This is a genomic window from Novosphingobium sp. MD-1 (assembly GCF_001014975.1).
In the GTDB taxonomy this organism is placed as follows: domain Bacteria; phylum Pseudomonadota; class Alphaproteobacteria; order Sphingomonadales; family Sphingomonadaceae; genus Novosphingobium.
In genome coordinates, this window is record NZ_BBXA01000023.1 from 14,277 (window position 1) to 38,659 (window position 24,383).

General features: G+C 68.4%; 24 protein-coding genes. 9 read left to right on the top strand and 15 right to left on the bottom strand.

Going from position 1 to position 24,383, the window contains the following annotated elements:
- The first annotated feature begins 14 nt into the window (after positions 1–14).
- From NMD1_RS08055 to NMD1_RS08075, 5 genes are all read left to right on the top strand, one after another.
- Positions 15–1,010 (top strand): ABC transporter ATP-binding protein, encoded by a 996-nt coding sequence (locus NMD1_RS08055; RefSeq protein WP_370449719.1) that lies wholly within the window; start codon positions 15–17, stop codon positions 1,008–1,010.
- Positions 1,007–2,257 (top strand): ABC transporter permease, encoded by a 1,251-nt coding sequence (locus NMD1_RS08060; protein ID WP_125954352.1) that lies wholly within the window; start codon positions 1,007–1,009, stop codon positions 2,255–2,257. Before NMD1_RS08055 ends, NMD1_RS08060 begins: the two co-directional genes overlap by 4 nt.
- Before the next feature lie 73 nt (positions 2,258–2,330).
- Entirely contained in the window at positions 2,331–3,665 is a 1,335-nt protein-coding gene (locus NMD1_RS08065) for a cytochrome P450 (RefSeq protein WP_124811228.1), read from the top strand.
- Positions 3,666–3,800: 135 nt separating this feature from the next.
- The gene (gene msrB, locus NMD1_RS08070) at positions 3,801–4,304 is read left to right on the top strand and encodes a peptide-methionine (R)-S-oxide reductase MsrB (RefSeq protein WP_125954353.1); all 504 of its coding nucleotides are present in this window, start codon (positions 3,801–3,803) and stop codon (positions 4,302–4,304) included.
- A 227-nt stretch (positions 4,305–4,531) separates the two neighbouring features.
- On the top strand, positions 4,532–5,572 hold the full coding sequence (locus NMD1_RS08075) for an esterase-like activity of phytase family protein (RefSeq protein WP_125954354.1): 1,041 nt from the start codon (positions 4,532–4,534) through the stop codon (positions 5,570–5,572).
- A 96-nt stretch (positions 5,573–5,668) separates the two neighbouring features.
- Here NMD1_RS08075 and rpmB read toward each other — a convergent pair whose 3' ends face one another.
- On the bottom strand, positions 5,669–5,953 hold the full coding sequence (gene rpmB, locus NMD1_RS08080) for a 50S ribosomal protein L28 (protein ID WP_124810134.1): 285 nt from the start codon (positions 5,951–5,953) through the stop codon (positions 5,669–5,671).
- 132 nt (positions 5,954–6,085) lie between these two features.
- Here rpmB and NMD1_RS08085 point away from each other — a divergent pair, with 132 nt between their 5' ends.
- A complete protein-coding gene (locus NMD1_RS08085) occupies positions 6,086–6,541 on the top strand; it encodes a nucleoside deaminase (RefSeq protein WP_125954355.1) in 456 nt (151 codons plus the stop codon).
- Here the strand turns inward: NMD1_RS08085 and NMD1_RS08090 are convergent.
- The 4 genes from NMD1_RS08090 to NMD1_RS08105 form a co-directional block, all read right to left on the bottom strand.
- A complete protein-coding gene (locus NMD1_RS08090; protein WP_125954356.1) occupies positions 6,538–7,278 on the bottom strand; it encodes a ribonuclease T in 741 nt (246 codons plus the stop codon). The genes NMD1_RS08085 and NMD1_RS08090 overlap by 4 nt on opposite strands.
- Before the next feature lie 4 nt (positions 7,279–7,282).
- On the bottom strand, positions 7,283–8,149 hold the full coding sequence (gene nadC, locus NMD1_RS08095) for a carboxylating nicotinate-nucleotide diphosphorylase (protein WP_125954357.1): 867 nt from the start codon (positions 8,147–8,149) through the stop codon (positions 7,283–7,285).
- A 48-nt stretch (positions 8,150–8,197) separates the two neighbouring features.
- Positions 8,198–8,995: a LytTR family DNA-binding domain-containing protein gene (locus NMD1_RS08100; RefSeq protein WP_124810138.1), complete on the bottom strand. Its 798-nt coding sequence runs from the start codon at positions 8,993–8,995 to the stop codon at positions 8,198–8,200.
- 61 nt (positions 8,996–9,056) lie between these two features.
- On the bottom strand, positions 9,057–10,265 hold the full coding sequence (locus tag NMD1_RS08105; RefSeq protein WP_124810139.1) for a sensor histidine kinase: 1,209 nt from the start codon (positions 10,263–10,265) through the stop codon (positions 9,057–9,059).
- A gap of 76 nt (positions 10,266–10,341) precedes the next feature.
- Here NMD1_RS08105 and NMD1_RS08110 point away from each other — a divergent pair, with 76 nt between their 5' ends.
- The gene (locus tag NMD1_RS08110; RefSeq protein ID WP_124810140.1) at positions 10,342–10,932 is read left to right on the top strand and encodes an HD domain-containing protein; all 591 of its coding nucleotides are present in this window, start codon (positions 10,342–10,344) and stop codon (positions 10,930–10,932) included.
- A 25-nt stretch (positions 10,933–10,957) separates the two neighbouring features.
- On the opposite strand, the gene NMD1_RS08115 is transcribed toward NMD1_RS08110, so the two are convergent.
- The 9 genes from NMD1_RS08115 to NMD1_RS08155 form a co-directional block, all read right to left on the bottom strand.
- Positions 10,958–11,758, bottom strand: a complete 801-nt coding sequence (locus tag NMD1_RS08115; protein ID WP_124810141.1) for a DsbA family protein — start codon at positions 11,756–11,758, stop codon at positions 10,958–10,960.
- A 9-nt stretch (positions 11,759–11,767) separates the two neighbouring features.
- Complete coding sequence (locus NMD1_RS08120) at positions 11,768–13,156, bottom strand: M48 family metalloprotease (RefSeq protein WP_125954358.1); 1,389 nt, start codon at positions 13,154–13,156, stop codon at positions 11,768–11,770.
- A gap of 20 nt (positions 13,157–13,176) precedes the next feature.
- Positions 13,177–14,118: an alpha/beta hydrolase gene (locus tag NMD1_RS08125; RefSeq protein ID WP_233497440.1), complete on the bottom strand. Its 942-nt coding sequence runs from the start codon at positions 14,116–14,118 to the stop codon at positions 13,177–13,179.
- Between the two features lie 324 nt (positions 14,119–14,442).
- On the bottom strand, positions 14,443–15,963 hold the full coding sequence (locus tag NMD1_RS08130; protein ID WP_125954359.1) for a hypothetical protein: 1,521 nt from the start codon (positions 15,961–15,963) through the stop codon (positions 14,443–14,445).
- 114 nt (positions 15,964–16,077) lie between these two features.
- The gene (locus NMD1_RS08135) at positions 16,078–16,968 is read right to left on the bottom strand and encodes a CoA ester lyase (RefSeq protein WP_125954360.1); all 891 of its coding nucleotides are present in this window, start codon (positions 16,966–16,968) and stop codon (positions 16,078–16,080) included.
- Positions 16,955–18,217 carry an MFS transporter gene (locus NMD1_RS08140; protein WP_125954361.1) on the bottom strand — a complete coding sequence of 421 codons (1,263 nt, stop codon included), beginning with the start codon at positions 18,215–18,217 and terminating at the stop codon, positions 16,955–16,957. The genes NMD1_RS08135 and NMD1_RS08140 overlap by 14 nt, the downstream gene beginning before the upstream one ends.
- Before the next feature lie 13 nt (positions 18,218–18,230).
- Positions 18,231–18,650, bottom strand: coding sequence for a DUF2141 domain-containing protein (locus tag NMD1_RS08145; protein ID WP_199558089.1), 420 nt, complete (start codon positions 18,648–18,650; stop codon positions 18,231–18,233).
- Positions 18,651–18,658: 8 nt separating this feature from the next.
- Positions 18,659–19,369, bottom strand: a complete 711-nt coding sequence (locus NMD1_RS08150; RefSeq protein WP_125954363.1) for a sterol desaturase family protein — start codon at positions 19,367–19,369, stop codon at positions 18,659–18,661.
- A gap of 187 nt (positions 19,370–19,556) precedes the next feature.
- Positions 19,557–21,122: a DEAD/DEAH box helicase gene (locus NMD1_RS08155; RefSeq protein WP_125954364.1), complete on the bottom strand. Its 1,566-nt coding sequence runs from the start codon at positions 21,120–21,122 to the stop codon at positions 19,557–19,559.
- 314 nt (positions 21,123–21,436) lie between these two features.
- Here NMD1_RS08155 and NMD1_RS08160 point away from each other — a divergent pair, with 314 nt between their 5' ends.
- Positions 21,437–22,783, top strand: coding sequence for a M20/M25/M40 family metallo-hydrolase (locus NMD1_RS08160; RefSeq protein WP_124810149.1), 1,347 nt, complete (start codon positions 21,437–21,439; stop codon positions 22,781–22,783).
- A 275-nt stretch (positions 22,784–23,058) separates the two neighbouring features.
- On the top strand, positions 23,059–23,628 hold the full coding sequence (locus NMD1_RS08165) for a TMEM165/GDT1 family protein (RefSeq protein WP_125954368.1): 570 nt from the start codon (positions 23,059–23,061) through the stop codon (positions 23,626–23,628).
- Between the two features lie 55 nt (positions 23,629–23,683).
- On the opposite strand, the gene NMD1_RS08170 is transcribed toward NMD1_RS08165, so the two are convergent.
- Positions 23,684–24,184 carry an MmcB family DNA repair protein gene (locus NMD1_RS08170; protein ID WP_125954365.1) on the bottom strand — a complete coding sequence of 167 codons (501 nt, stop codon included), beginning with the start codon at positions 24,182–24,184 and terminating at the stop codon, positions 23,684–23,686.
- Between the last annotated feature and the right edge of the window lie 199 nt (positions 24,185–24,383).

Sequence of the window (24,383 nt, forward strand, 5' to 3'; positions counted from 1 at the left end):
CTAGGCCACGTCGCATGCGGATGGAGCTAGGCGAATGGCCCGTGGCGGGCAATGAGGTTGACGCCTCGGGCGTGGAACTGGCGATCGAGGCGCGCGGACTGGTCAAGCGGTTCGATGGCTTTACCGCCGTGGACGGCGTGGACATTTCCGTGCCGAAAGGCGCGATCTACGGCATTCTCGGGCCGAACGGCGCGGGCAAGACCACCACGCTGCGGATGCTGCTGGGCATCATCGATCCCGACGCCGGCTATCGCCGCGTGCTGGGCTGCGATCATCCCACCGATGCCGCGCGGCGAATCGGCTATCTGCCCGAGGAGCGCGGCCTCTATCCCGCGATGAAGGCGACCGAGGCGATCGCGTTCCTGGCCTCGCTGCGCGGCGTGCCGCTGAAGGAGGGGCGCCGGCGCGGGCGCGAACTGCTGGAAGCGCACGGGCTAGGCTATGCCGCCGATCGCACAATCCGCCAGCTGTCCAAGGGCATGGCGCAGCAGGTGCAACTGCTCGGCACGCTGGTCCACGATCCCGATCTGGTGGTGTTCGACGAGCCGTTCTCCGGCCTCGACGCGCTCAACCAGGGCAAGCTCGAACGCATGATGCGCGGGCTGGCGGAACGCGGCAAGACGGTGATCTTTTCCACTCACGTCATCGCCCATGCCGAACGCCTGTGCGATCAGGTGGCGATCATCGCCGGCGGCAAGGTGCCGTTCGCCGGCCCTGTCGATGTCGCGCGCGACCGGCTGGCGCCGCAGGTGCGGCTGGAAACCCGCGCGCAGGACGGGCCGTGGCGCGCCGCCCTGCCGGCCGATGCGCGGCACGAGGGCGCATTCTGGTATTTCACGCTGCCGGCCAGCGGGGTCGAACCGCTGCTGCGCGCGTTGATCGAAGGCGATGCGGGCATTCTCAGCCTGTCGATCGAGCGGGCCGGCCTGCACGATGCCTTCGTCGCCATTGCCGGCGAGGCCGCCGCGCGGGCGCTGGAACAGGACAAGGAAGAGGAACGCCGCCGATGATGGCAGAAAAGGTGCGCGCGGCCTTCGTCGTCGCCCGTCGCGATTTCACCGCGGTGATCTTCTCCAAGACGTTCCTGCTGTTCCTGCTGGGGCCGCTGTTCCCGATCGTGATCGGCGTGATGGCCGGCAGCATCGGCGCGCAAGTGCAGAAGGATCTCGATCGTCCCGAAATCGGCGTGGCGATGGAAGGCGTGCAGGGGCAGGCGCTGATCGCCGCGCGCAACGCGATGGCCGATCGCATGGCCGGTGGCGTGCCCGATTTCGTGGAGCTGAAGCGGCTTGTGCCCGGCGAGCGCTTCGATGGCCGCGCCGCGCTGCGCCAGGGGCCGGACCGGCTCGCGGCCGTGGTGACCGGCACGCTGGAACACCCTGTGCTGACCGGCACGCCGGAGCGCGTCGACATGTGGCAGGGCATTGTCTCCACCTTCGCGGCGCGCGCGCGCGAAACGCATCCCGGCACGTTCCCGGCGGTGCAGGCCGAAGTCGTGGCGACCAGCGCCGACCAGACGCGCAACGGCCAGGTCGCGACCGCGCAGGCCGGGCAGACGCTGCTGTTCCTGCTGACGATGCTGCTGGCGGGCATGGTCCTGTCCAACCTCGTTGAGGAAAAGAGCAACAAGATCATCGAGGTGCTGGCGGCGGCGATCCCGATGGATTCGCTGTTCCTGGGCAAGCTGTTCGCGATGCTGGCGTTCAGCCTTGTCGGCATCGCGGTGTGGGGCATGGCCGGCGGCGTGCTGGTGCTGAGCGGGGCAAGGCATCTGCCGCTGCTGGCGACGCCGGCGGTTGGCTGGGCGGTGTTCCTGCTGCTGGGCTTCCTCTACTTCGCGATGGCCTATCTGCTGCTGGGATCGGTGTTTCTGACCATCGGCGGCATGGCCAGCACCGTGCGCGAGGTGCAGACGCTGTCGATGCCCGTCACGATGATGCAGCTGATGGTGTTCTTCTTCGCCAGCTATGCGCTGGCCCATCCCGGCAGCGCGATCGAATGGAGCGCGGTGGTCTTCCCGCTCAGTTCGCCTTTCGCCATGCTGGCGCGGGCGGCGCAAGGGCCGGCGCTGTGGCCGCATCTGGTGGCGCTCGCCTGGCAGGGCGCGTGGGTGCTGGCGATCGTGCGCATGGGCGCGCGGCTGTTCCGGCGCAACGTGATGAAATCGGGCGGCGCGCGCAAGGGCGGCAGGCTGTTTTCCAGGCTGTTCGCGCGGGTTGCGACGAAGCGTGAGGCACCGGTGACGAACGCTTATTGACACGAGTGTAGGTTGCAGGGATAGTACCGTTGCGCAGAGTCCCGTTCGGAAGGGACCGCAACGGAGGATTGCCATGGCTACCCAGCTCGCGCCCGAAGCGCCGTTCACCTATCGCCGTTCGCCCACCGTGGAAGAAGCGCACCGCGCATGGCAGCGTGAACACCCGCTGGAACGGCCGGTGCATACCGATCCCTGGGACGTCAGCCGGTCCGACATCTATACCGAGGACCGCTGGCAGCCGATCTTCGCGGAGATGCGCGCCAAGGCCCCGGTCAACAAGGTAACCGGCACGCCCTATGGCGATTACTGGAACGTGGTGTCGCACAAGGCGATCAGCCACGTCGAATCGCTGCCGGAACTGTTCTCCTCGTCGTGGCAGCACGGCGGCATCACCATCGGCGATCCGCCGGCCGATATCGATCCGGCGAAGCTTGCCGAGCGGCAGATGCCGATGTTCATCGCGATGGACCGGCCGGAACACACCGGGCAGCGCCGCACGGTCGCGCCCGCATTCACGCCCGCCGAAATGGTGCGGATGGAGACGGAGATCCGCCAGCGCACCGCCAGCGTGCTCGATACGCTGCCGATCGGCGAGAAATTCGACTGGGTGGACAAGGTCTCGATCGAGCTGACCACCGGGATGCTGGCGATCCTGTTCGGCTTCCCGTGGGACGACCGCCGCCTGCTGACGTTCTGGTCGGACTGGGCGGGCGATCTCGAAATCGCGCTGGCGAAGGGCATGGAAGACATGCGCTTCGATATCCTGCGCGAGATGGCGCACTACTTCCAGCGCCTGTGGATGGAGCGCGTCAACGCCGAGCCGACGCCCGACCTGATCTCGATGATGATCCATTCCGAGGCGATGAAGCACATGAGCCCGCAGGAGTTCATGGGCAATCTTGTGCTGCTGATCGTGGGCGGCAACGATACCACGCGCAACACCATGTCGGGCATCGTCCACGCGCTCGACCAGTTCCCCGATCAGCGCGATATCCTGGAAAAGGACCCGTCGATCATCCCCAACGCGGTGCAGGAATGCATCCGCTTCGTCACTCCGCTGGCGCACATGCGCCGCACCGCCACCGCCGATGCCGAACTGTTCGGGCACGAGGTGAAGGCGGGTGACAAGGTGGTGATGTGGTACATCTCCGCCAACCGCGACGAGACGGTGTTCGAGAACCCGGACAAGCTGATCGTCACGCGCGAGAATGCCCGCCGCCACCTGGCGTTCGGTTATGGCATCCACCGCTGCGTGGGCGCGCGCCTGGCCGAGCTGCAACTGCGCATCCTGCTGGAGGAAATGCACAAGCGGCGCCTGCGCGTCCATGTTGCCGGCGCGGTCGAACGCGTGCGCGCGAACTTCGTCCATGGCTTCCGCCGCATGGAAGTGGAAGTCGAACGCTGGTGAAAGTGTGATCGCGCTCACGCGCGGTTCATCTGGCGCGGGTTAGAAGGCGTGCGTTCCGCCGGGGCGCGCGCCTACCCTGCCCCCCCTCTGGTGCCCCCGGCGGAACGAGCTTTCCCAAAGCTGCGGAACCCAACCATGCCGCGTGATCCTGCCCGAGTCGCCCGCCGCCAGTTCCTGACCTTCCTGGGCGCGACGGCGGCGATGTCCGTCACCTCGGCCTGCAGCGCCGCCCCGGCGCGATCCAAGGGCACCTTCCCGGTCCAGCACAGCGAAGCCGAATGGCGCCGGCTGCTGACGCCCGCACAGTTCTACATCCTGCGGCAGGAAGGGACGGAGCGTCCGTTTACCTCGCCGCTGCTGGGGGAACACCGCCGCGGCACGTTCGTCTGCGCGGCCGATGGCAACCCGCTGTTCGCTTCCACCACCAAGTTCGATAGCGGCACGGGCTGGCCCAGCTTCTGGCGCCCCCTGCCGCGTGCCGTCGGAACCTCGGTCGACCGGTCGTTCGGCACGGTGCGGACGGAAGTGCACTGCCTGCGCTGTGGCGGGCATCTCGGCCACGTGTTCGAGGATGGACCGCCGCCGACCGGCCTGCGCTACTGCATGAACGGCGACGCGCTGCAATTCCGGCCTGCCTGAAACACGCTGCCCACCCCCAGCCCTCCCGCGTGCGGGAGGGGAGCGAGGCTTGCGCCGCCGCAGGCGGTGTTAGCCGCAGTGGGGTGGGCTTTTCACGCTCTGCGTTCGCAAACGGCCGCAATCGCCCCGAAAAACAGGGCCGGAACACGGGATCGCCGCGTTAACCATGATAAGCTGTGCATGGTTCGGCGGCGTGGCCCGCCGTCCCTTTCGCGGCGCCGGCCGGTGTGGCAATCGCCGCTGCGATGCGCTTCCTCAAGCCCTCCCTCATTGTCCCTCTCCTGCTGGCCTGCACGCTGTTGCCGTTGACATGGCTTCGCGGCCCGGCGCCGGTTCCGAACAACGATCCAAGGATCGCGATCACCGATCTCATGCCATCGCTGCGGGCGGAGGACCGGGGGCGGATCGCGCGGGAGCTGGGGCCGTTCGCGCTGGCCGGTGCGTGGCAGCTCGCCAGCGACAACGCGCTGTTCGGCAATTATTCCGCGCTGGGCCAGTTCGCGGATGGCACGCTGATCGCCTTTGGCGACCGCAACGACGCGCTCTATTTTACGCCGCCCGACCGGCCCGGCCCGTGGCGGGCGGAAATGTACCGGCCGATCGAGGGCAGCTCGCGGCGCGGCTATATCGATGTCGATGCCGAATCGCTGTACATCGATCCGGTGCGGCAGGACCTGTTCGTCGGCTACGAAGGGTCGCCCTACTACTATCACTTCAGCCGCACGCTTTCGTGGCGCGAGACGATTCCCGCGCCGGTGCTGGACCGGTGGAACGGGAATCAGGGGCCGGAAGCGATGGCGCGGCTTGCCGACGGGCGCGTGGTGGTGATCGGGGAGCTTTATGCGCGCTGGTTCAGCCGGCGGCTGCATCCGGCGCTGCTCTATCCGGGCATGCCCCGGCCGGATGAAATGCCTGCTCTGTTCGAGGTGGAGATGCCTGAGGGCTTCCGGCCCACCGAACTGGCACTGTTGCCCGATGGCCGGCTGCTGGTGCTGGGGCGCAAGCTGACGCTGGCGGGCTTCCGCACGACGATCTCGATCGCCGATCCCGCCGCGATTCGTCCCGGCGGCGTGCTGCCGACGCGCGAACTGGCGCGAATCACCGATCCGCGCCTGCGCGAGAACTACGAAGGAATGACCGTGACGCGGGATGCCGATGGCGCGGTGGCGGTCTGGCTGATCGCCGACAGCAACCTGATGGTCTGGGCGCAGCGGACGCTGCTGCTCAAGCTGCGCCTGCGGCCCGGCCAGCGCCTATCGGATTTGTGAGGTAAGCCGGGTACGGCAGCCGGACACGACAAGAGCCGGGCAAAAGCCCGGCCCGAGACGGAAGCATCGGCGGATTGCCCTTGCGGGCCGCCGTGATCAGGCGGCGACAGCCTTGACCAGCTCGCGCTTCACCTTGAGGGCGCGCGGGCTCAGCTTGGCGTCGGCCTGCTTCAGCAGCCAGTTGTCGAGGCCGCCGTTGTGCTCCACCGAACGCAGACCGTGCGTCGAGACGCGGAACTTGAAGCTGCGGTCCAGCTTCTCGCTCATCAGCGTCACGTTCTGCAGGTTGGGCAGGAACACGCGCTTGGTCTTGTTGTTGGCGTGGCTGACATTGTGGCCGATCTGGCGGCCCTTGCCGGTCAGTTCGCAGATACGCGACATGGATAAAACTCGCTTCAAAAGTCGATATGTCTATCGGGAAGGCGCGGCAATTATCCATTTGCGGCGCGAAGTCAAGGATTCGCACGGCGATTCGATTTGCGCGGCGTGCCGGGGCGGGTTAGCGCCGCCCGGATGACCCGCTGGCCGCTCCCCCCCCCGATGCGCGAGGCGCTGGACGCCGCCCTGCGCGCGCGTGATGCGGGCGAGGTGCCGATCGGCGCGGTGGTCGTGCGCGATGGCGCGGTGATCGCCGCCGCGCACAACGCCCCGCGGACGCTGCGCGATCCCACCGCCCATGCCGAAGTGCTGGCGATTCGCGAAGCGGCGCGCGTGCTGGATCGCGAACGGCTCGATGGCTGTGACCTGTGGGTCACGCTGGAGCCCTGTGCGATGTGCGCGGGCGCCATCGTCCACGCGCGAATCGACCGGGTCTATTACGCCGCGCCCGATCCCAAGGGGGGCGCGGTGGAACATGGCGCGCGCGTGTTCGACCAGCCCGGCTGCCTGCACCGGCCGGAGGTCTATTCGGGCATGGGGGAAAGCGAAGCGGCCGACCTGCTGCGGGCGTTCTTCCGCGAACGGCGCTAGCTGCCGCCGCGCCAGATTTTCAGGGGAGCGCGGTCGGGCAGGCCTGCATCGCGGCAGCGGACGGGGCGCAGCACGCGCGAATAGCAGATGCGCACTTCCTGAAGCCACCCTGCCCGATTCGCCTCCACCCGGATCGCCTGCGCAAACAGGCCCGGAGAGCGGGCGGCCAGCGCGCGGCGCAGATCTCCCGCGTTGAGGTCTCCCCGGCGCGAAAGCGCGGCCATGTCGGGGATGCGCACCGCGCCGTAGAGCCGCTGGGCGCTGGCGTAATAGGCGTCGGGGTCTGGCCAGGCGCAGGTGCCGTGCTTGGCCCATTCGTGCGCCAGCAGAGCGGGCGAGGGCGTCATGCACAGGTTGCGGCGGACGGTCTGTGCGGTAAGCGGCGCTGGGCGCGTGCTGCACCATTGCGGCGGCGTGGCGCCATCGCTTTCGGGCCACAGGCCATGCACCACGAAGCCGAATCGCCCGAGTGATCCCCCGGTCGACCCGTTCCCACGCCCGCACTGCATCGCATGGCGCGAATCGGACTGGCGGGTGCGGCAGAATTCGGGCGACCAGGTCAGCGCCAGCGAATAACCGGTGACGGGCACGGCATGGGCCGGCGCATCGGGCGCGGGAATCGTGGGCACGTCGACTTGCGCCGGCACGCTGCACTGGCCGGCCTGCGCGAATGCGGGCGTGGCGGCGCAGGCCACCAGCAGCGAAACCAGCAGGGCGGGACGGCGCGGCGGGATCATCGGGTCAGTCCAGCTGCGTGAAATCGAGGCCGATGTCGGCTGCCGGCGCGCTCTGCGTCAGGCGGCCGACCGACACGTAGTCCACGCCCGATGCGGCGATGGCGGCGATGGTATCGAGCCGGACGCCGCCCGAGGCTTCGGTGGGCACGCGCCCGTTCACCAGCGCCACGGCTTCGCGCAGCAGGTCCGGCCCCATGTTGTCGAACAGCAGGCGGGTGGCGCCGGCATCGAGCGCGGGGGCGATCTGGTCGATGCGGTCGACTTCGCAGATCACGTCCTTCACCCCGGCGGCCAGCGCGCGGCGCACCGCTTCGCCCACGCCGCCGGCGACGAGGACGTGGTTGTCCTTGATCATCGCCGCATCCCACAGGCCCATGCGGTGGTTGCTCCCCCCGCCGCAGCGCACCGCGTATTTTTCGAGGTGCCGCAGGCCGGGGATGGTCTTGCGCGTATCGAGCAGCACCGCGCGGGTCTGGCCCATCGCGTCGACATAAGTGCGCGTCAGCGTGGCGACGCCGGACAAGTGCTGCACGGTGTTGAGCGCGCTGCGCTCCGCCGTGAGCATCGCCCGGGCGTTGCCTTCCAGCCGCATCAGCGCGCTGCCGGGCGCGACGCGCGCGCCTTCCTCGACGAGGATCTCCACCGCCATCGCCGGATCGAGCGCGCGGAAGAACGCGGCGGCGATCGGCAGGCCGCACACGGTGATGGCATCACGGCTTTCCATCACGCCTGCAAAGCGCGCCGTGGCCGGGATCACGCTTTCGCTGGTTACGTCATGCCCGCCACCGGGCAGGCCGACGCCGAAATCCTCGTCCAGCGTGGCGGAAACGAAGGCGGAAAGGTCGAAACCGGGGAGGGCGAAGTCTGTCATGCCCTGTCCCTTACCACTGCGTGCGACCGTGTCGAGCGCGGGTATGGGTCAATGCACGAAGCGCGCCACCACGTTGCGGTAGGATCGGCTGACCTTCACTTCCGCGCCGCTTTCGAGCACGAGGAAGCATTCGCCGTTGGTGTGCGGGCGGACCTGCCGGACCTGATCGAGATTGACGATCTTGGAGCGGTGGACGCGCTGGAACACGCGCGGGTCCAGCCGGCGTTCGAGATCCTTCATCGTTTCGCGCAGGATCAGCGAATTGTCGCCGGTGTAGATGCACATGTAGTCGCCCGCCGCCTCGATCCGTTCGATCGTGTCGACATCGACGCGGAAGATCTGGCCGCGATCCTTGATGTTGATCAGCTTCTCGAACCGGCCCGCCGTCGGCTCGGTTTCCTCGGGCATGTCCGGCATCGCATCGGGCGCGACTTCGGCAAGCACGTTCTTGAGCTTCTCGGCCTCTTCCAGCCCGCGTTTTTCGGCCAGGCGGGTGCGCGCGCGGTCCAGCGCGTCGGCCAGGCGGTCTTCCTCCACCGGCTTCAGCAGGTAATCGACCGCGTTGGCCTCGAACGCCCGGATCGCGTGCTCGGAATAGGCGGTGACGAACACGAACAGAGGCGGATCGATCTCCATCACGCCCTGCACGACGCTGAACCCGTCGAAGCCGGGCATCTGGATGTCGCAGAACACCAGGTCCGGCTTCTCGGTCTTGATCTTGCGGATCGCCTCGCGCCCGTTGGAGCAGGTGTCGATCACTTCCACGTCGGGAAAGGCCTCCAGGCGCAGTTGCAGCCCCTGGATGGCCAGCTTTTCGTCATCGACGAGGATCGTGCGGATGGTCATGCGTAACCCTTGCTTGTCTTGGAGGAGCCGCGACAGGGGCGGTACGGCAGGGAGGGGATGTTCACCCGGCGGAAGCCAGGCTGGCGGCCAAACCCGTGCCTGAGCCGGCGATCGGGCGTGCCGGCCGCGCAGGCGTTTCCTTCGCCTCGTAGGGCAGCTCGATCACCACCGTCAGGCCGCCTTCGGGGCCGTTGGCGATATCGAACCGCTGGTTTTCGCCATAGGCCTGGGCAAGCCGGTCACGGATGTTGGCAAGGCCAACCCCCGTGGAAACGTGGCCGCCGTTCCATACCGATGTCGTGTCGCCGCTATCGCTTGTCACGCCGAACAATTTCGTGGGGTCGGTGCCCGGTTGCAAGCCCGGCCCGGTGTCCGACACGGTGACGCGAAGCGTGGGGCCGACGAGTTGCGCCGCGATGGTGATCTGCGCGCCTTCCTCCAGCGGGGAGACGGCATACTTGATCGCGTTTTCCACCAGCGGTTGCAGCAGCAGCGAAGGCAGCAGCGCGTTGCGCGCCTCGTCCTCGATACGGAACTCGGTGCGCAGCCGTTCCTCGAACCGCATCCGTTCGATATCGAGGTAGAGCTTCAGCGTCTCCGCCTCCTGCGCCACGGTGACGCGGCCGGTCGGCTCGTTGACCAGGGTATAGCGCAGGAACGAGGACAGCCGGCTCAGCATCGCGTTGGCCGGCTCGGTCTGCTTGAGCAGGACCAGCGTGGAGATCGAATTCAGCGTGTTGAACAGGAAATGCGGGTTGAGCTGATAGCGCAGCATGGCGAGCTGCGCCGATGTCGCCTGGTTTTCCAGCCGCAGCAGCTGATCGTTCTGTTCCTCCACCTGAAGGAAGAAGTTGATCGCGTAATAGAGCGCCGACCACGCCCCCAGCAGCGTGAGATCGAGGTAGAACACGCCCACGAAGCGCTGGGCGAAGCCGGCCTCGCTGTTCGGGCGGTAGAGGCTCAGCACCCACGAATCGATGAAGGCATAGATGCCCACGGCGATGGCCAGCACCACGGCCGTCACGCCCCAGGTGATGATCGGGCGCCGGTTGATCAGCGCGCGGTAGATCACCGACAGGATCAGCGAGATCGAAAAGCCCGTGATCGTCACGATCAGCAGGATGACGAGATTGGACCATGGCTGCGCGTTGGCGATGATCGACATCGCGCGCAGCAGCATGGCGCCGCCCCAGCCAAGGAATTGCAGGCGCCAGAAGGCGCGGTTCTTGTTGCCGAAGAACGGCGTCGGTTGAAACGGCAGCACGGCCATGCCGGCACTGTAGCGCCAAGCGCACGGTTGCGCAAAGCCGCCGGATGCGTAAGCTGCGGGGCGGGAGAAGAAGCCTATGACCGCTACCACCGATACCGCCGAACGCGCCCGCTTCCGCGCCATGCGCGAAGGCACCCAGGAGGACTGGGACATCATCGGGCGCGACTACTACGCCTTTGCCGATCACCTGGCCGACCGCGTGCTGACCCACCTCCGGCTGCTCGACGGCGATTTCGGCGGGTTTCCGATCGATCGCCTCCAGCACAGCCTGCAGACCGCCACGCGCGCTCACCGCGATGGGCGCGGGGAACGCTATGTCGTCATGGCGCTGCTGCACGACATCGGCGATACGCTGGGCACCTACAACCACCCGGAAGTCGCCGCCGCGATCCTCAAGCCGTTCGTGACGGAAGAGGAACACTGGATCTGCCAGAATCACGGCGCGTTCCAGGGCTACTATTACTTCCACTACCTGGGGCTGGACCGGAACCTGCGCGAACGGTTCCGCGATCATCCGTGGTTCGATGCCTGCGCCGAATTCTGCGAAAAGTACGATCAGGCCGCGTTCGATCCGGACTACGATACGCTGCCGCTGTCGTTCTTCGAGCCGATGCTGCGCCGGGTGATGGCGAAGCCGCTGGCGAGCATGTACAAGAAGCCCGACTGACGGTGGAAGGGGAACGGGCGCGGTCTCAGCCCTTGCGCGCGGCGTCGATCGCCTGTTGCAGCCGTTCCTTGCCCACCGCGCCCGACAGCAGCTCGTTGCCGATCACCCACGCCGGGGTGCCGTTGATGCCCAGCTGCCGCGCCAGGCCCAGGTTGCGCTGGATTTCCTGATCGACCCCGGCATCGCGCGCGAAGCCGCGGGCCTTGGCCACATCGACCCCGGCGGCACCGGCGGCGGCGGCGATGCTGGCATCGCCGGGGGCGTCGCCCGCGAACATCGCCTTGTGGAAGGCCGCATACTTGCCCTGCGCGGCGGCGGCCAGTCCCATGCGTGCGGCCGGTTCGCTGGCGGGCGCGATGATCGGCAGTTCGCGCACCACCACTTTCAGGTCGGGGTTGGCGGCGATCAGCGCATCGACATCGCCCACGCTGCGCCGGCAATAGGTGCAGGCGAAATCGGTGAACTCGACCAGTGTCACCTTGCCGGCGGGATTGCCCATGATCGCGCCGGGGAACGGCGTTTCCAGCGCCCCGCGCATCGGCGCGATCCGGGCCTGCGCTTCGCGCTGCTGCAACCGGTCCATCGCCTCGGGCAGGATTTCGGGATGATCGAGGATATAGGCGCGCACCAGCTCTTCCATGGCGGCGCGCTGCTTTGCGCTGATTCCGGCGTTGGCGAGCGTGTCTTCAAGCTGGGCGTCTCTGCCGGCCTCCGCTTCGCTCGCGGTGCGGTGGCGCTCGTACCACCAGCCAAGGCCGGTGCCGGCCACCAGCAGGGCGATGGCGAGAAGCCAGAACGGGCGGATGCGGGATAACGGGGAAGCCATGAACCTGCGCTACTTCTTCTTGCCCTGCCGCTCAATCATCGCCCGCGCCGAATAGGCGATATCCTGCGCGCGCAGCCAGTCGGCGGAGCCCTTGGGCAGCGCCGCTTCGGCGGCTTCGGCGTTGCGCATGGCCTCGGGCAGTTCAAGGTACATCAATTGCTGTTCCGCGCTGGCCAGCCGGGCGCGGGCGGTATCGCCCTTGGCTTCATAGACCACGCCAAGCTGGTACCAGGCGAACGGGTTCTCGCGGTCGCGCGCGATCGAGGTGCGCAGGATTTTCTCCGCCTCGTCGAAATTGGCCTTGTTCTCGGTGGCGAGCAGGGCGTGGCCGAACGTCGTGGCGATCAGCGGTTCGTTGCCGGTCAGCGCGGTGGCGCGGCGCAGCGGCTCCAGCGCATCGGCGGGATGCCCGGATTCGAGCAGGATCTGCCCTTCCAGTTCCAGCGCATAGGGATCGTTCGGCTGCTGCTTCAGGATCGCCTGGGTTTCGGCCAGCGCTTTGTCCATGAATGCCTCCTTGTGGTAGGCATAGGCGCGGGCGTAGTGGGCCGGCACGTCGTTGAGGTATTCCGGATAGGCGTTCAGCGTCGCCTGCGGTTCGGCCAGATAGCCATAGAGCTTGGCCTTCACCCGCAGGAAGCGCGCCTGCAAGGCGGGGTCTTCGGGCTTGTTCCACGCCGGATCGTGTTCGTAGGTATCCTGCAGCGTGGTCAGGCGGTCCGCCGTCATCGGGTGCGAGGAATAGAACTCGCTGTCGGCGTTGCGGGTGAAGCCATAGCGGAACTCCTGGTTCTGCAGCTTCTTGAAGAAATCGATCGAGCCACGCCCGGAAATGCCGGCTTTCGAGAGGAATTGCGCGCCGGCCGCGTCGGCCGAGGATTCCTGCGCGCGGCTGAAGGCGAGGTACTTGCCCAGCGCCGCCTGCTGCCCGGCCATGAACACGCCCATCGCCGCCTCGCCCGCGCCAGCGGCGGCGGCGGCCGCGCCCAGCAGCAGGCTGAGGATGGTGATTCCCGTAGCCGGCCGCGCGCCTTCGTCGTTGCGGATGATGTGGCCGCCGGTGATGTGGCCCAGCTCGTGTGCGATCACGCCCTGCACTTCGCTGACATGGTCGGCCGCGCCGATCAGCCCGCTGTGGACATAGACCGCCTGCCCGCCCGCGACGAAGGCGTTGATCGAGCCGTCGTTGAGCAGCACGATATCGACGTTGCGCGGTTCGAGGCCCGCCGCCTTGATCAGCGGCGCGGACAGGTCGCGGAACAGTGCCTCGGTTTCGGCATCGCGCAGCACCGATTGCGCCGCCGCCGGTTGCACCGTGAGCGAAAGCGCGGCGAAACCGGCAGCGATTCGCCCCGCCAGCGAGGTGGCGCGCGACGCTATCGTGCGAAGGGTAGCCATGCGCATCGTCACCCTCCAGCCTATTGCGCCGCCGCCTGAACCGCGCCTGAAGCGGGCGCGGTCACGCGTGCCAGAAACGGCAGGATCGCGTCCAGCACGCGCCGGTCGCGGTCGAACGGGCGGGCCAGCATCTTGATCGTGTCCTCGTGGCTGGCGCCCTTCAGCAGGATGGCGTGGAGCGGGACGCCGGCGGTGGCCATTGCGCGGGCGAGCGCGATCGAATTGCGCGGCTTGACCACGGTATCGGCATCGCCCGTCACCACCAGCAGCGGCGGCGCGTCGCCACGGGCGTGGGCCACGGGCTGGGTATCCTGCGGGTCCGGCGCCTGCCCGAAGCTGTGAATCGCGGCGGGCGTATCGAAGGGGTAGAAGGCGTAGGGGCCGGAAACGCCGACCGCGCCGCGCAGCGCATCGGCGGACAGGCCGCGCGCCGCCAGCCAGCGCCGGTCCAGCGCAAGCATCAGCGCGTTGTAAGCGCCGGCCGAATGCCCCATCACCACCACGCGCGAGGAATCGCCGCCGTGGGCCGCGGCATGGTCTGCCACCCAGCGCAGGGCCAGCGCGCCATCTTCCAGCATGCCCGGATAGCGGACCCGCGGATAGAGCCGGTAGCCCGCGAGCACCACGGCATAGCCCTGTGGTGCGAGCGCGCGGGCGACAAAGCGGTAGTTCTGCGGATCGCCGCTGGCCCAGCTGCCGCCGTGGATGAATACGATGACGGGCAGCGGCCCATGCGCGCCGCGTGGCACGAACATCTCGAGCTTCTGCGCGGGATCGGGGCCATAGCGTTCGCTGGCTGCCAGAACCACGTCGCCGCCGCCACGCAGCAGCCAGTCGGCATTGTCCAGCACGGCAACGGCGTTGGTCCGGAGCGCCAGGGCGAGTGCCGTGCCGCCACCCGCGACGATCAACGCCAGCATGGCCAGGCTCCAGCCGAGCCAGCCCCATCCGGGAAATGCCACGCGCGTCCTTTCCTGCGTTCCACCCGCCATGGACGCGTGGCTAGGCGGCGTGGACAAATTCCGCAACACCACAGTTGCCCTGAAACAGGCCCTGGCAAGGCGCGAGGCCGCAGGAAGAGCGGGTCTCTTTCAAGGCCGAGCAACGTGGCCAGGGCCTGTTTCAGGGCAACCCCTTCGGGGCTGGACCAAAAGCCGCCATTTCAGCGTCGGCTCGGCTCGAAATATGGCCGATATTCCTTCGCCTCGCCTCCTCGAACTGGCGGCTTTTGCCTCCAGCTGTGGCGTTGCGGAATTTGTCCACGCCGCCTGGCAGGTCAAGGCGGCTTAACCAACCAGCCTGCGCGCGGCGCGTTCGAACAGAGGTTGGTCGCCGGTCACGTCGCCCAGCAGCGCCACGGTGCCATCGCCCTGGCGGCGGACCATCACCAGCGCGAATTCCGGGCCTTCGGCGGGGAGATCGGCCAGCGGCCGGGCCGGCAGCGCGCGCAGGCCCTGTGCCAGCACTTCGGCGGCATCGGGTACGCGGGCCTTGCCGCTTTCCTCGCGCCGCAGCCGGCGTTCGGTGGAAACCACGCCCTTGAGGCCGCCCGGCGCGCTGGCCAGGAAGCCGCCCAGTTCGCCGCGCTGCAGCCCGATGCGTTCGGCATGGCCCAGCACCGTCGCGTATTCGGTCAGGCGCGTCTTGTCGTATTCCGCGCCGAACACCAGCTTGACCAGCGGGATCAGTGGCGCGCGGGCCTGCATAGAAAGGCCGGCGTCGGCGATCATGTCGGCATAGTCTTCCGGCGCATCGCGCGTGGCCAGCGCGAAATCCCAGGCGCGGCCGATCGCGGCATAGAGCGCGCCGCGCGTGCGATCCTCGCTGGTGTGCGCGGCATGGGCGAGCTCACGTGCCGAAGCCAGCCAGTCGGCCAGGCCGAAATCGTCGTTAATCGGGGTGGAGGGCGCGAGCACGGCCTCGTCGAGATCGGAGAGCACTTCCTCCAGCCCGGCAAGGTCCATGATGTCATCGTCGCCGGGAACGCCATTGGCGCCGAAACCGGGCATCGGCAGGTTCCCCGCCTCATCCTCGTCCATGGAACCGGGAAAGGGCAGGATTTCCGCACCGATCGCGGCAAGGTCGAGTTCCTCCTCGTCCGCGCCGTACGCCAGCGCGCGGGGGCCATCGGCCCATACCCCGGCCCGGTCCGCCGGTTCCGCCGCATTCAGCGCATCAAGCATGCCCATGCCGCTTGGCCTTGGCGCCGGCACCGCGGCCAGCGCCTGACCGATCTGCAGCAGGAGATCGTCGGTGGTCTGCTGGTCGGCCAGTTCCTTCCAGTTGATGACCCCGTAGATGTAGTCGATCTTTTCGCCGTCGGACGAGAACGGCAGGAGGATGCCGCGATAGAGGATGTTGCGGCTGTCCTGGTTGACGAATTCCGCCTCGAAGCCGATCGGAGCCTCGTTGGCGATGATCTGCATGTAGTGGTCGGTGATGCGCGAAAGCAGGGTGCGGCCGGGAACATCGCTGAGCCGTGCCGGCGTCGCCCCGTCTCCGCATTCGCTGGCCAGCAACGCGCCCAGCTGGACGATCGCGGGATCTTCATAGCCTTCGTCGAAATGCAGCAGGACCGAGCGATCGGCGAAATCGGGCAGGTGGCCGGCAAGCAGCGGCGCGACCGGCGGGAAGGGGGCGCCATCGAGCAGGCCGGTCCAGAAATTGTAGGCGCGCACCTGCAGGCGCCGTTCGTCCTGTCCGACGACCGGCGGCGGCGCTTCGACGATCGCGTCGTCGTCCAGAGAAATATAGTCAGGCGCGTTCATGCCGAAACCGTCGCCGCCCAACTCTCGCAATCCATCCATGAAAGGCGCCCTTGCCATCCGTTTGTGACCGTTCTGGCGCAACATGGTAAAGGTTTGTTTAAGTTGCGCCGGTGCGATCCACGCACGATCCCGCCGCCCGGCGCGGGGCGGCCTTCACCGCGCGGCGATGGCGGCGGCTTTCGCCAGCAGGCGTTCGGCCTGCGTCCGGTGCAGCAATTCCGCCATTTTCCCGTTCACGCGCAGCGCGCCCCGGCCGGCGTTGGCGGGATCGGCGAAGGCGGCGACAATGGCCTGTGCCTCGGCAATGGCGTCTTCGGCGGGGGCGAACACGCGGTTGGCGACGGCAAGTTGCGCGGGGTGAATCAGCGTCTTGCCATCGAATCCGCCATCGCGCGCCTGTACGCATTCGGCTTCGAGCCGGGCCGAATCGTCGATCGCGTTGCACACGCCGTCGAGAATGGCGAGGCCATGCGCGCGCGCCGCGAGCACGGCCAGCGTCAGCACCGGCAGGAACACCGCACGGCCGGGCAGTTGCGCCATGCCGCTATCCTTGGCGAGATCGTTGAGCCCCAGCACGAAGGCGGCCAGCCGGGTGGTGGCGGCGCAGGCGGCGATGCGTTCGAGCGCCAGCACCGCGCGCGGCGTTTCGATCATCACCCACAGCTTCACCCCGGGCGCATAGCCGGCCGCGTCCATCGCGCGCGAAAGCGCGATCACGTCGTCCGCGTCGTCCACCTTGGGCACCAGCACCGCTTCCACCGGCGCGGCGGCCAGCGCGGCGAGATCGTCGTGCCCCCACGGCGTGTCCAGCGCGTTGATCCGCGCGATCAGGCGGCGATGGCCGAAGCCGCCCGCTGTCAGTTCCTCCAGCAGCACGCCGCGCGCCTCGGCCTTCATCTCCGGCGCGACAGCGTCTTCCAGATCGAGCGCGACCGCGTCGGTATCGAGGCCGCGTGCCTTGTCGATCGCGCGGCGGTTGCTGGCCGGCATGTAGAGCAGCGAGCGCAGCGGACGGGCGTCGGGGGACGTTTCAGGGTTTGGCATTGGCGGGTTCCTGTACGATGTCGAGCCGTCCTTCCTCGCGCGTGGGCATCGGCGCCAGCACGCGTAGCACCAGCGAGGCGAGCAGCCACGCCGCGGCCGCGTGCAGCGCCACCTGCAGCCCGCCCAGATCGGCCACGCTGCCCCAGGCCCAGGCGCCCAGCGCCATGCCGCCGAACGTCACCGCCTGGTAGATCGACAGGCAGCGGCCGAGAATCGTTTCGGGCGACCGGAGTTGCATGGCGACGTTGAGGCTGGTCATCGCGGCCACCCAGCCGGACCCGCCGAGAAAGGCGGTGAGCATCGCGTGCGGCACCGAGGCGGTGAACGAGAGCGAGGCGAGCGCGGCGGCGAAGGCCAGCGTCGCGGCCGAGACCACCGCTTCCGCGCCATAGCGCCGCCGCGCCTTGCCCACCCACAGCGCGGTGACGATCGATCCCATGCCGAAGGCGCCCAGCATCAGGCCATAGTCCAGTTCGGTGCCGCGCAGCAGATCGCGCGCAACGGTGGGCATCAGCGCAGAAAAGCCGGCCGCGCCGAAGCCGAAGGCGAAGCCGCGCAGCAGCACCTTGCGGATCGGCGCGGAACGCGCGCAGAAATCGATGCCGACCTTGATCGAGGCGAACATCGGCTGGCGCTGCGGGGTATGCGCGCGGTGCGGTCGCCACGTCCACAGCACCACGATCATGCCGACATAGCTGATCGCGTTGAGCGCGAAGGCCAGGTTCACGTCCCAGATCGAAATGAGCAACCCGCCCATGGCCGGGCCGACGCTGCGCGCGAGATTGAACGAGATGGCGTTGAGCGCGATCGCCTGCGGCAGATCGTCCTTGCCCACCTGGAGCCGCACCGAGGCCTGCCAAGCCGGGCCGTTGAGCGCGGTGCCCATGCCCACCATCAGCGTCAGCGCGAGCAGCGACCACGGGCCGACCATGCCGGCATAGCCCAGCGCGGCGAGCAGGGCGGACACCGCGAGCATCGCCGTCTGCGCCGCCAGCATCACGCGGCGGCGGTCGAAGTTGTCGGCGATGGCGCCGGCGATCATGCCCAGCAGCATGATCGGGATCGTGGCCGAAGCCTGCACCAGCGCGACCATCACGTGGCTGCTGGTCAGGTCGGTCATCAGCCAGGCGGCGGCGACCGACTGGATGGTGGAGCCGACGTTGGAAAAGAGGTTGGCGGTCCAGATCGATCGGAAAGCGGGATAGCGGAACGGCGCCAGCGCGCCGCCGCGGTGCATCGCTTTCAGCATCGACAGCTCTCCGTCACAGCATATAGCGCATGCGGATTTCCGTCCGCACCTCGCCTTCGCCAAGGGTCAGGGCTGCCGCCGAGAAGCGCGGCGGGCCGAACCGCACCGGCGCATCGCGCGAGAAGCCGAAGCCTTCCTTAGGCACCATCAGCACCTTGTCCAGCCTGCCGTTGGCGTTTTCGTCATGGAACAGCGCCACCGCATAGCGGCCGGGCGCGACATTGGCGAACATGATCGCGGGGTTGCGCGCCGGCACGGAAAGATGGCGGGCGTGGGGGTCCTTCTGGCAATCGGGAAATGTCGCCGGATCGGTGGTGATGCACACCTGCACCAGCCCCCTGGCCGAACGCAGCCCGGTGACGCCCACGGTGAGCGACGCGTGCTCCGGCGCCACCGCGCCGCCCAGCAGTACCGCGGCCGGCAGCAGGATCAAGGCGGATTTCACAGCGTGCCCAGCCCCTTGTCGGTGCCGCACAGCCTGTCCCAGAAGCGGAAGTAGAGTCCGTAGTTGCACCGGTACTGCTCGTGATGCCGTTGATGGTGGCTTGCGGTTATCAGCCATTGGCCGACCCGGGAATGAACGAGCCGGCGGGGAAACATTTCCCAGCCCATGTGGTTGGTGACGCCCATCACCGTCATGACGAGCAGCACCAGGCCCAGCACGCCCGCATGGATCGGGATCACGAAGACCAGCGCGGGGATCAGCAGGCCGACCAGCGCGGCTTCGGCCGGATGGAAGTTCATCGCCGCCCAGGCGGTCGGCGGGCGGCTGGCGTGGTGGATCGCGTGGACCGCGCGGAACACGCGCGGGCGGTGCATCCAGCGGTGGGTCCAGTAGAACCAGGTATCGTGCAGGAAAAGGTAGAGCAGCAGCGAGACCGGCATCCACCACAGCGGCCAGGCGCGCGGATCGGTGTAGATTCGCGTCCAGCCGTGCGTCTGCCAGCCCCAGGCGACGATGCCGGCGGGAATGCCGTAGATCGCCGACGAGGCGAGGCTCCAGGCGATTTCCTTGCGGATCTGCGGGGTCAGCCCCCGATAGAGGCCCGGGCGTTTCCGCCCGGTGAGCGCGGCGAACAGGCCGCTGGTGAGGAGATAGCGCACCCCCACGATCAGCGTCATCGCCAGCGCGGAAAGCCCGATGCTGTTCATGAAGCTCCGCCTTTTGCGGACGAAGCCGGAACGATCCAGCGCATTCCCTCGCACACCGGCATTCCGTTCGCGGAAGGCACGGAAGCGGATGGGGGCGTGCGACGAGTCATGCCTCTCCTATGCCAAGCGCCGGCACTGTGGGACAGTGCCGGCGTCGCATTATTGTATTTCCGCAATGTGTCGCCGCTTATCCGGCGCGGCGCACCCGGTTGCGGTGCTGGCCGACATTGCCGGGGCCGCGCGGGCGGAACCGGCGCTGCTGGCCGTCGCGCTCCCCTGCGCGTTCGCCTTCGGGACGGTCTGCGCGCTCGGTATGCAGCGGATTGCGCACCGGACCCCGATCGTTCTGGCCGTCGCGGCGTTCCTGCCGCTGGCTCACGTCCCGCGGCTTGCCGTCGCGACCCTGCGCGCGGCCACCATGGGCCTGCTGGTCGCCACGGCCACCGCCAGTGCGCTGACCTCCGGCGCCCTGCCCCGCGCTGCGCTGCCCCCCACTGCGCTGCCCCCCGTTGCGCTGGCCGCCATCGCGGCGATTGGCCTGCTGGTGGCGCGGAGCGTCGTCTTCCTGCGGCCGGCGCGCGGGCGCGGGCAGCCGGGCGGCTTCCTGCATGAAGTTCTCCGGCAGCGCCTGTGGCATCAGCTTAACGCCGGTCAGCCGCTCGATATCGCGCAGATAGGGCTTCTCATCGGGCGCGCAGAAGCTGATCGCCACGCCATCGGCGCCGGCGCGCGCGGTGCGGCCGATGCGGTGGACGTACTGTTCGGGCACGTTGGGCAGCTCGAAGTTGAACACATGGCTCACCCCCGAAACGTCGATGCCGCGCGCCGCGATGTCGGTGGCGACGAGGATCGGGCACGAACCCTGGCGGAAGGCTTCGAGCGCGGCGGTGCGCTGCGCCTGCGACTTGTTGCCGTGGATCGCCCGCGCTTCCACGCCGGCGCCGGCAAGGTGCCGCGCCACGCGGTCCGCGCCGTGCTTGGTGCGGGTGAACACCAGCGCACGGTCGAGCGACTTGTCCGCCAGCATGGCGCGGATGCGCAGCGTCAGCAACGCCTGCTTTTCGGCCTGGTTGATGAGCGTGACGAACTGGTCGACGCGTTCCGCCGTGGTCGATTGCGGCGCCACTTCCACGCGCACCGGATTGTTGATGAACTGCTTGCCCAGATCCTCGATCGACTTGGGCATCGTGGCCGAGAAGAACAGGCTCTGGCGCTGCTTGGGCAGCAGGTTGGCAACGCGGCGCAGCGCGTGAATGAAGCCGAGGTCCATCATCTGGTCGGCCTCGTCGAGCACGAAGATCTCGACCCGGCCCAGCGTGAGCGCGCGGTTGTCGATCAGGTCGAGCAGGCGGCCCGGCGTGGCGACGAGGATGTCGATGCCCGGCACCAGCCGGCGGGCTTGCTTGCCGATGGGCACGCCACCGAACACGCAATCGACCGAGAGATTTAGGTTCTTGGCGTAGCCCTTCATGTTGTCGGCGATCTGCGCGGCGAGTTCGCGGGTGGGCGAAAGCACGAGCATCCGGCACGAGGCGGGCTTGCGCGGCTTGGGATCGGCGGCAAGGCGGTGGAGCGAGGGCAACGCGAACGCGGCGGTCTTGCCGGTGCCGGTCTGGGCGATGCCCAGCAGGTCGCGGCCTTCGAGCAGCGCCGGAATCGACTGGCGCTGGATGGGGGTGGGATCGTTGTAGCCTTTGCTTTCGAGCGCGCGCAGAATGGGCTCGGCAAGGCCGAGATCGCTAAAATAGGACATGAAAAAACAATGCTTTCGTTGGCGCTCCGCGAAGAATCGCGGGCGCGGCAGGGGTCGTACCATGCGACCCATGCGTGAAAGGGGAAGCCGTGAGGCAAGAGACCGTGGGGCCGGGCCGGATCGCGCCTTTCGCAAATGCCCTTGGCAAATGGAGGCGGAATCTCACGCTGACGCGGCTTGCGGCACGGGGCCGCCGGTCTTGCTGCGGCGCACATAAGCGCGATTGGTTCGAAAAGCAAGGAAATTGCGCAAAGGGCCTTGCCCGCCGCCGGACCGGGCGGCAACGTGCGCCGCTGAACTGGACGGGGATTTCGATGCGGTATCATCAGTTTGCGGGTTCCATCATCGGCGCAGCGCTGGTTGTCGGCGCACTGGGGAGCGGGCCGGCGCTGGCCGCGCCCGCCACGCCGGCGGAGCAGCGCATGATCGCCACCGTCGATGCCGAACAGGCGCGCACGCTGGCGCTGCTCGAACGAATGGTGAACCAGAATTCGGGCAGCCGGAACCTCGAAGGCGTGCGCAAGGTGCGCGACATCGTATCGCCCGAATTCACCGCGCTGGGCTTTGCCGCGCGCTGGGTGCCGATGGAGCAGACCGGGCGCGCCGGGCACCTGATCCTGACGCACCAGGGCGCGAAGGGCACGAAGCGCCTGCTGCTGATCGGCCATCTCGATACCGTGTTCGAACCGGATTCGCCGTTCCAGACGTTCGCGCTGAAGGGCGACAAAGCCACCGGCCCTGGCGTGGCCGACGACAAAGGCGGCATGGCGGTGATGATCGCCGCGCTGCGCGCGATGCAGGCGGCGGGCACGCTCAAGGACGCCAATATCGAGGTGGTGCTGACCGGCGACGAGGAGGACGCGGGCGAGCCGACCACGGTGGCGCGTGCCGATCTGGTCGCGGCCGGCCGGCGCGCCGACGCGGCGCTCGATTTCGAGGGGCTGTCGCGCGAAGACGGCAAGGACATGGGATCGATCGCGCGACGTTCGTCCAATTCGTGGACGCTGACCGTCACCGCCAAGTCGGGCCATTCGAGCGCGGTGTTCTCGCCCGCGATGGGCGATGGCGCGATCTATGCCGCCGCGCGCATCATCGCCGCGATCCGCGAGGAAGTGCCCGAACCGAACCTGACGCTGAACGTCGGCCTGATCGCGGGCGGGGCCGAGGCCACGCTCGCGCCCGACGCGGCGCACGTTGCGGCGGCGGGCAAGACCAATATCGTGCCGGCCAAGGCCATCGCGCGTGGAGACCTGCGCTCGCTCAGCCCCGAGCAGGACCGGCGGGCGATGGAGCGGATGCGCGCGATCGTGGCGCGCACCTGGCCGGGCGCGCAGGCGGCCATCACGTTCGAGGAAGGCTATCCGCCGATGGCGCCGACGCCCGGCAACCAGGCGCTGCTGGCGCGGCTCAACGGCGTGAACGAAACGCTGGGCCTGCCGGCGATGGCCCCGCTCGATCCGCTGAAGCGCGGCGCGGGTGACATCTCGTTCGTGGCGGCCGACGTCGACGGGCTGGTCGGCCTCGGCCCCGCCAGCACCGGCGATCATTCGCCCGCCGAAACCACCGATGTGCCCAGCATCTGGCGGCAGGCCAAGCGCGCGGCGCTGCTGATGACGCGGCTTTCGCGCGAGAAGGCGGTGAAGCCCGTCGGGAAGAAGTGAGCGCGTTGGGGCTTGCGTCCGCCGCGCGCGGGGCGTAACCGGCTCCCGTTACTTGGGGAGTAGCCACCGCGCCCGTCCTGCCATCAGGACATCGCGCGGTCCCATGCCGGAGACGGCGCGTCAACATGCTTGGCCGAGAGGCCATGGCGCAGGCGGAGCGGCCCTTGCGGGGGCCTTCCGGGCGAGACCAATGGCACCATGCTTTCCGCTCAGGCCGGGCGGGAGGGCGCGGTGCCGTTGTGTCGAACCGCTGCCCGGCCCCGGAACCGTTCATGATCGAAGCCCTGACCACTTCCACCGCGATCGTCGCGCTCGCGGAAATCGGCGACAAGACCCAGTTGCTCGCCATCGTACTCGCCACCCGCTTCCGCAAGCCCTGGCCGATCGTGCTGGGCATCCTCTGTGCCACGCTGGCCAACCATTTCCTCGCCGCGCTGGTCGGCGCCACGGCGGCCTCGCTGCTCGATGGCCTGTGGTTCCGCTATGCCGTGGCGGCGGGGTTCATCGCCATGGGCCTGTGGACGCTGATCCCCGACAAGCTCGATGACGAGGAGGAGAAGCCCGGCCGCTTCGGGCCGTTCCTGACGACGCTGGTGGCGTTCTTCCTCGTCGAGATGGGCGACAAGACGCAGGTGGCCACGATCGCACTGGGCGCGCGCTTCCACGATGCGCTGGCGGTGACAGCGGGCACCACGCTGGGGATGATGATCGCCAACGTGCCCGCGGTGTTCCTGGGCAGCGAACTGATCCGCCGCGTGCCGCTGGGCGTGGTGCGGATGGTGGCGGCCGTGCTGTTCATCGCCATCGGCGGCTGGCTGCTGGCGCAGACCGCCGGTCTGGTTTGATGGGCGGTCTGGTCTGACGGGCGGGCCGGTCTGACGGGATCGCGAAGGCGGCGGCTTAGCCTTCGCCCCAGCCGGCACAGTGCGGGTCCAGCCCCACTACCTGCCGGCGCAGCGCCGCGCGGGCCAGCCGTTCGACTTCCGCCTTGCGCCGCGCCGCCGCCAGCGGGTGCGAGGGCGCCGGGCGCAGGATCTCCGCGTCATAGCCATCGGCCACGATCACGCCGCAGCGCCCGGGCAGGAAATCCGGTCCTTCCAGGCAAGCGCGGTCAAGATGCGGCGCCAGCCCCCAGTAGAACCGGTCGCAATGGTCGAGATAGTCGGTCCACTTGCCGTCGCCCAGCAGATCGGCGCGGCTGACCTTGATCTCCACGATCACCACGTGGCCCTTCGCGTCGATCCCCATCAGGTCGGCGCGCCGGCCCGAGCGCAGCGGCATTTCCGGCAGGCACCAGATGTCGTTGCGGGCGAACAGCCGCGCGATGCCACGGGCCACGGCCTGCGCCTCGCGCGGGCTGGCCGGCAGATCGGCGAGCGGGATGACGGACGAATCGATCATGCCCGGCACCGTAAGAACAAAAATGGAACAGGTAAAGTGGCCGCGCGGTCAGACCGGATGGCGGACCGGCTTGGGCGCCACCAGGGCGAGCAGACCCGCCCGCGCCGCGCGGAACTCGTCGTGCAAGGCCGCCGCGGCGCAGGCCGGCGAGCGGCCGCGCGCGGAAACCGCCAGCAGCGCGGAAACCCCGGTCTCCGAT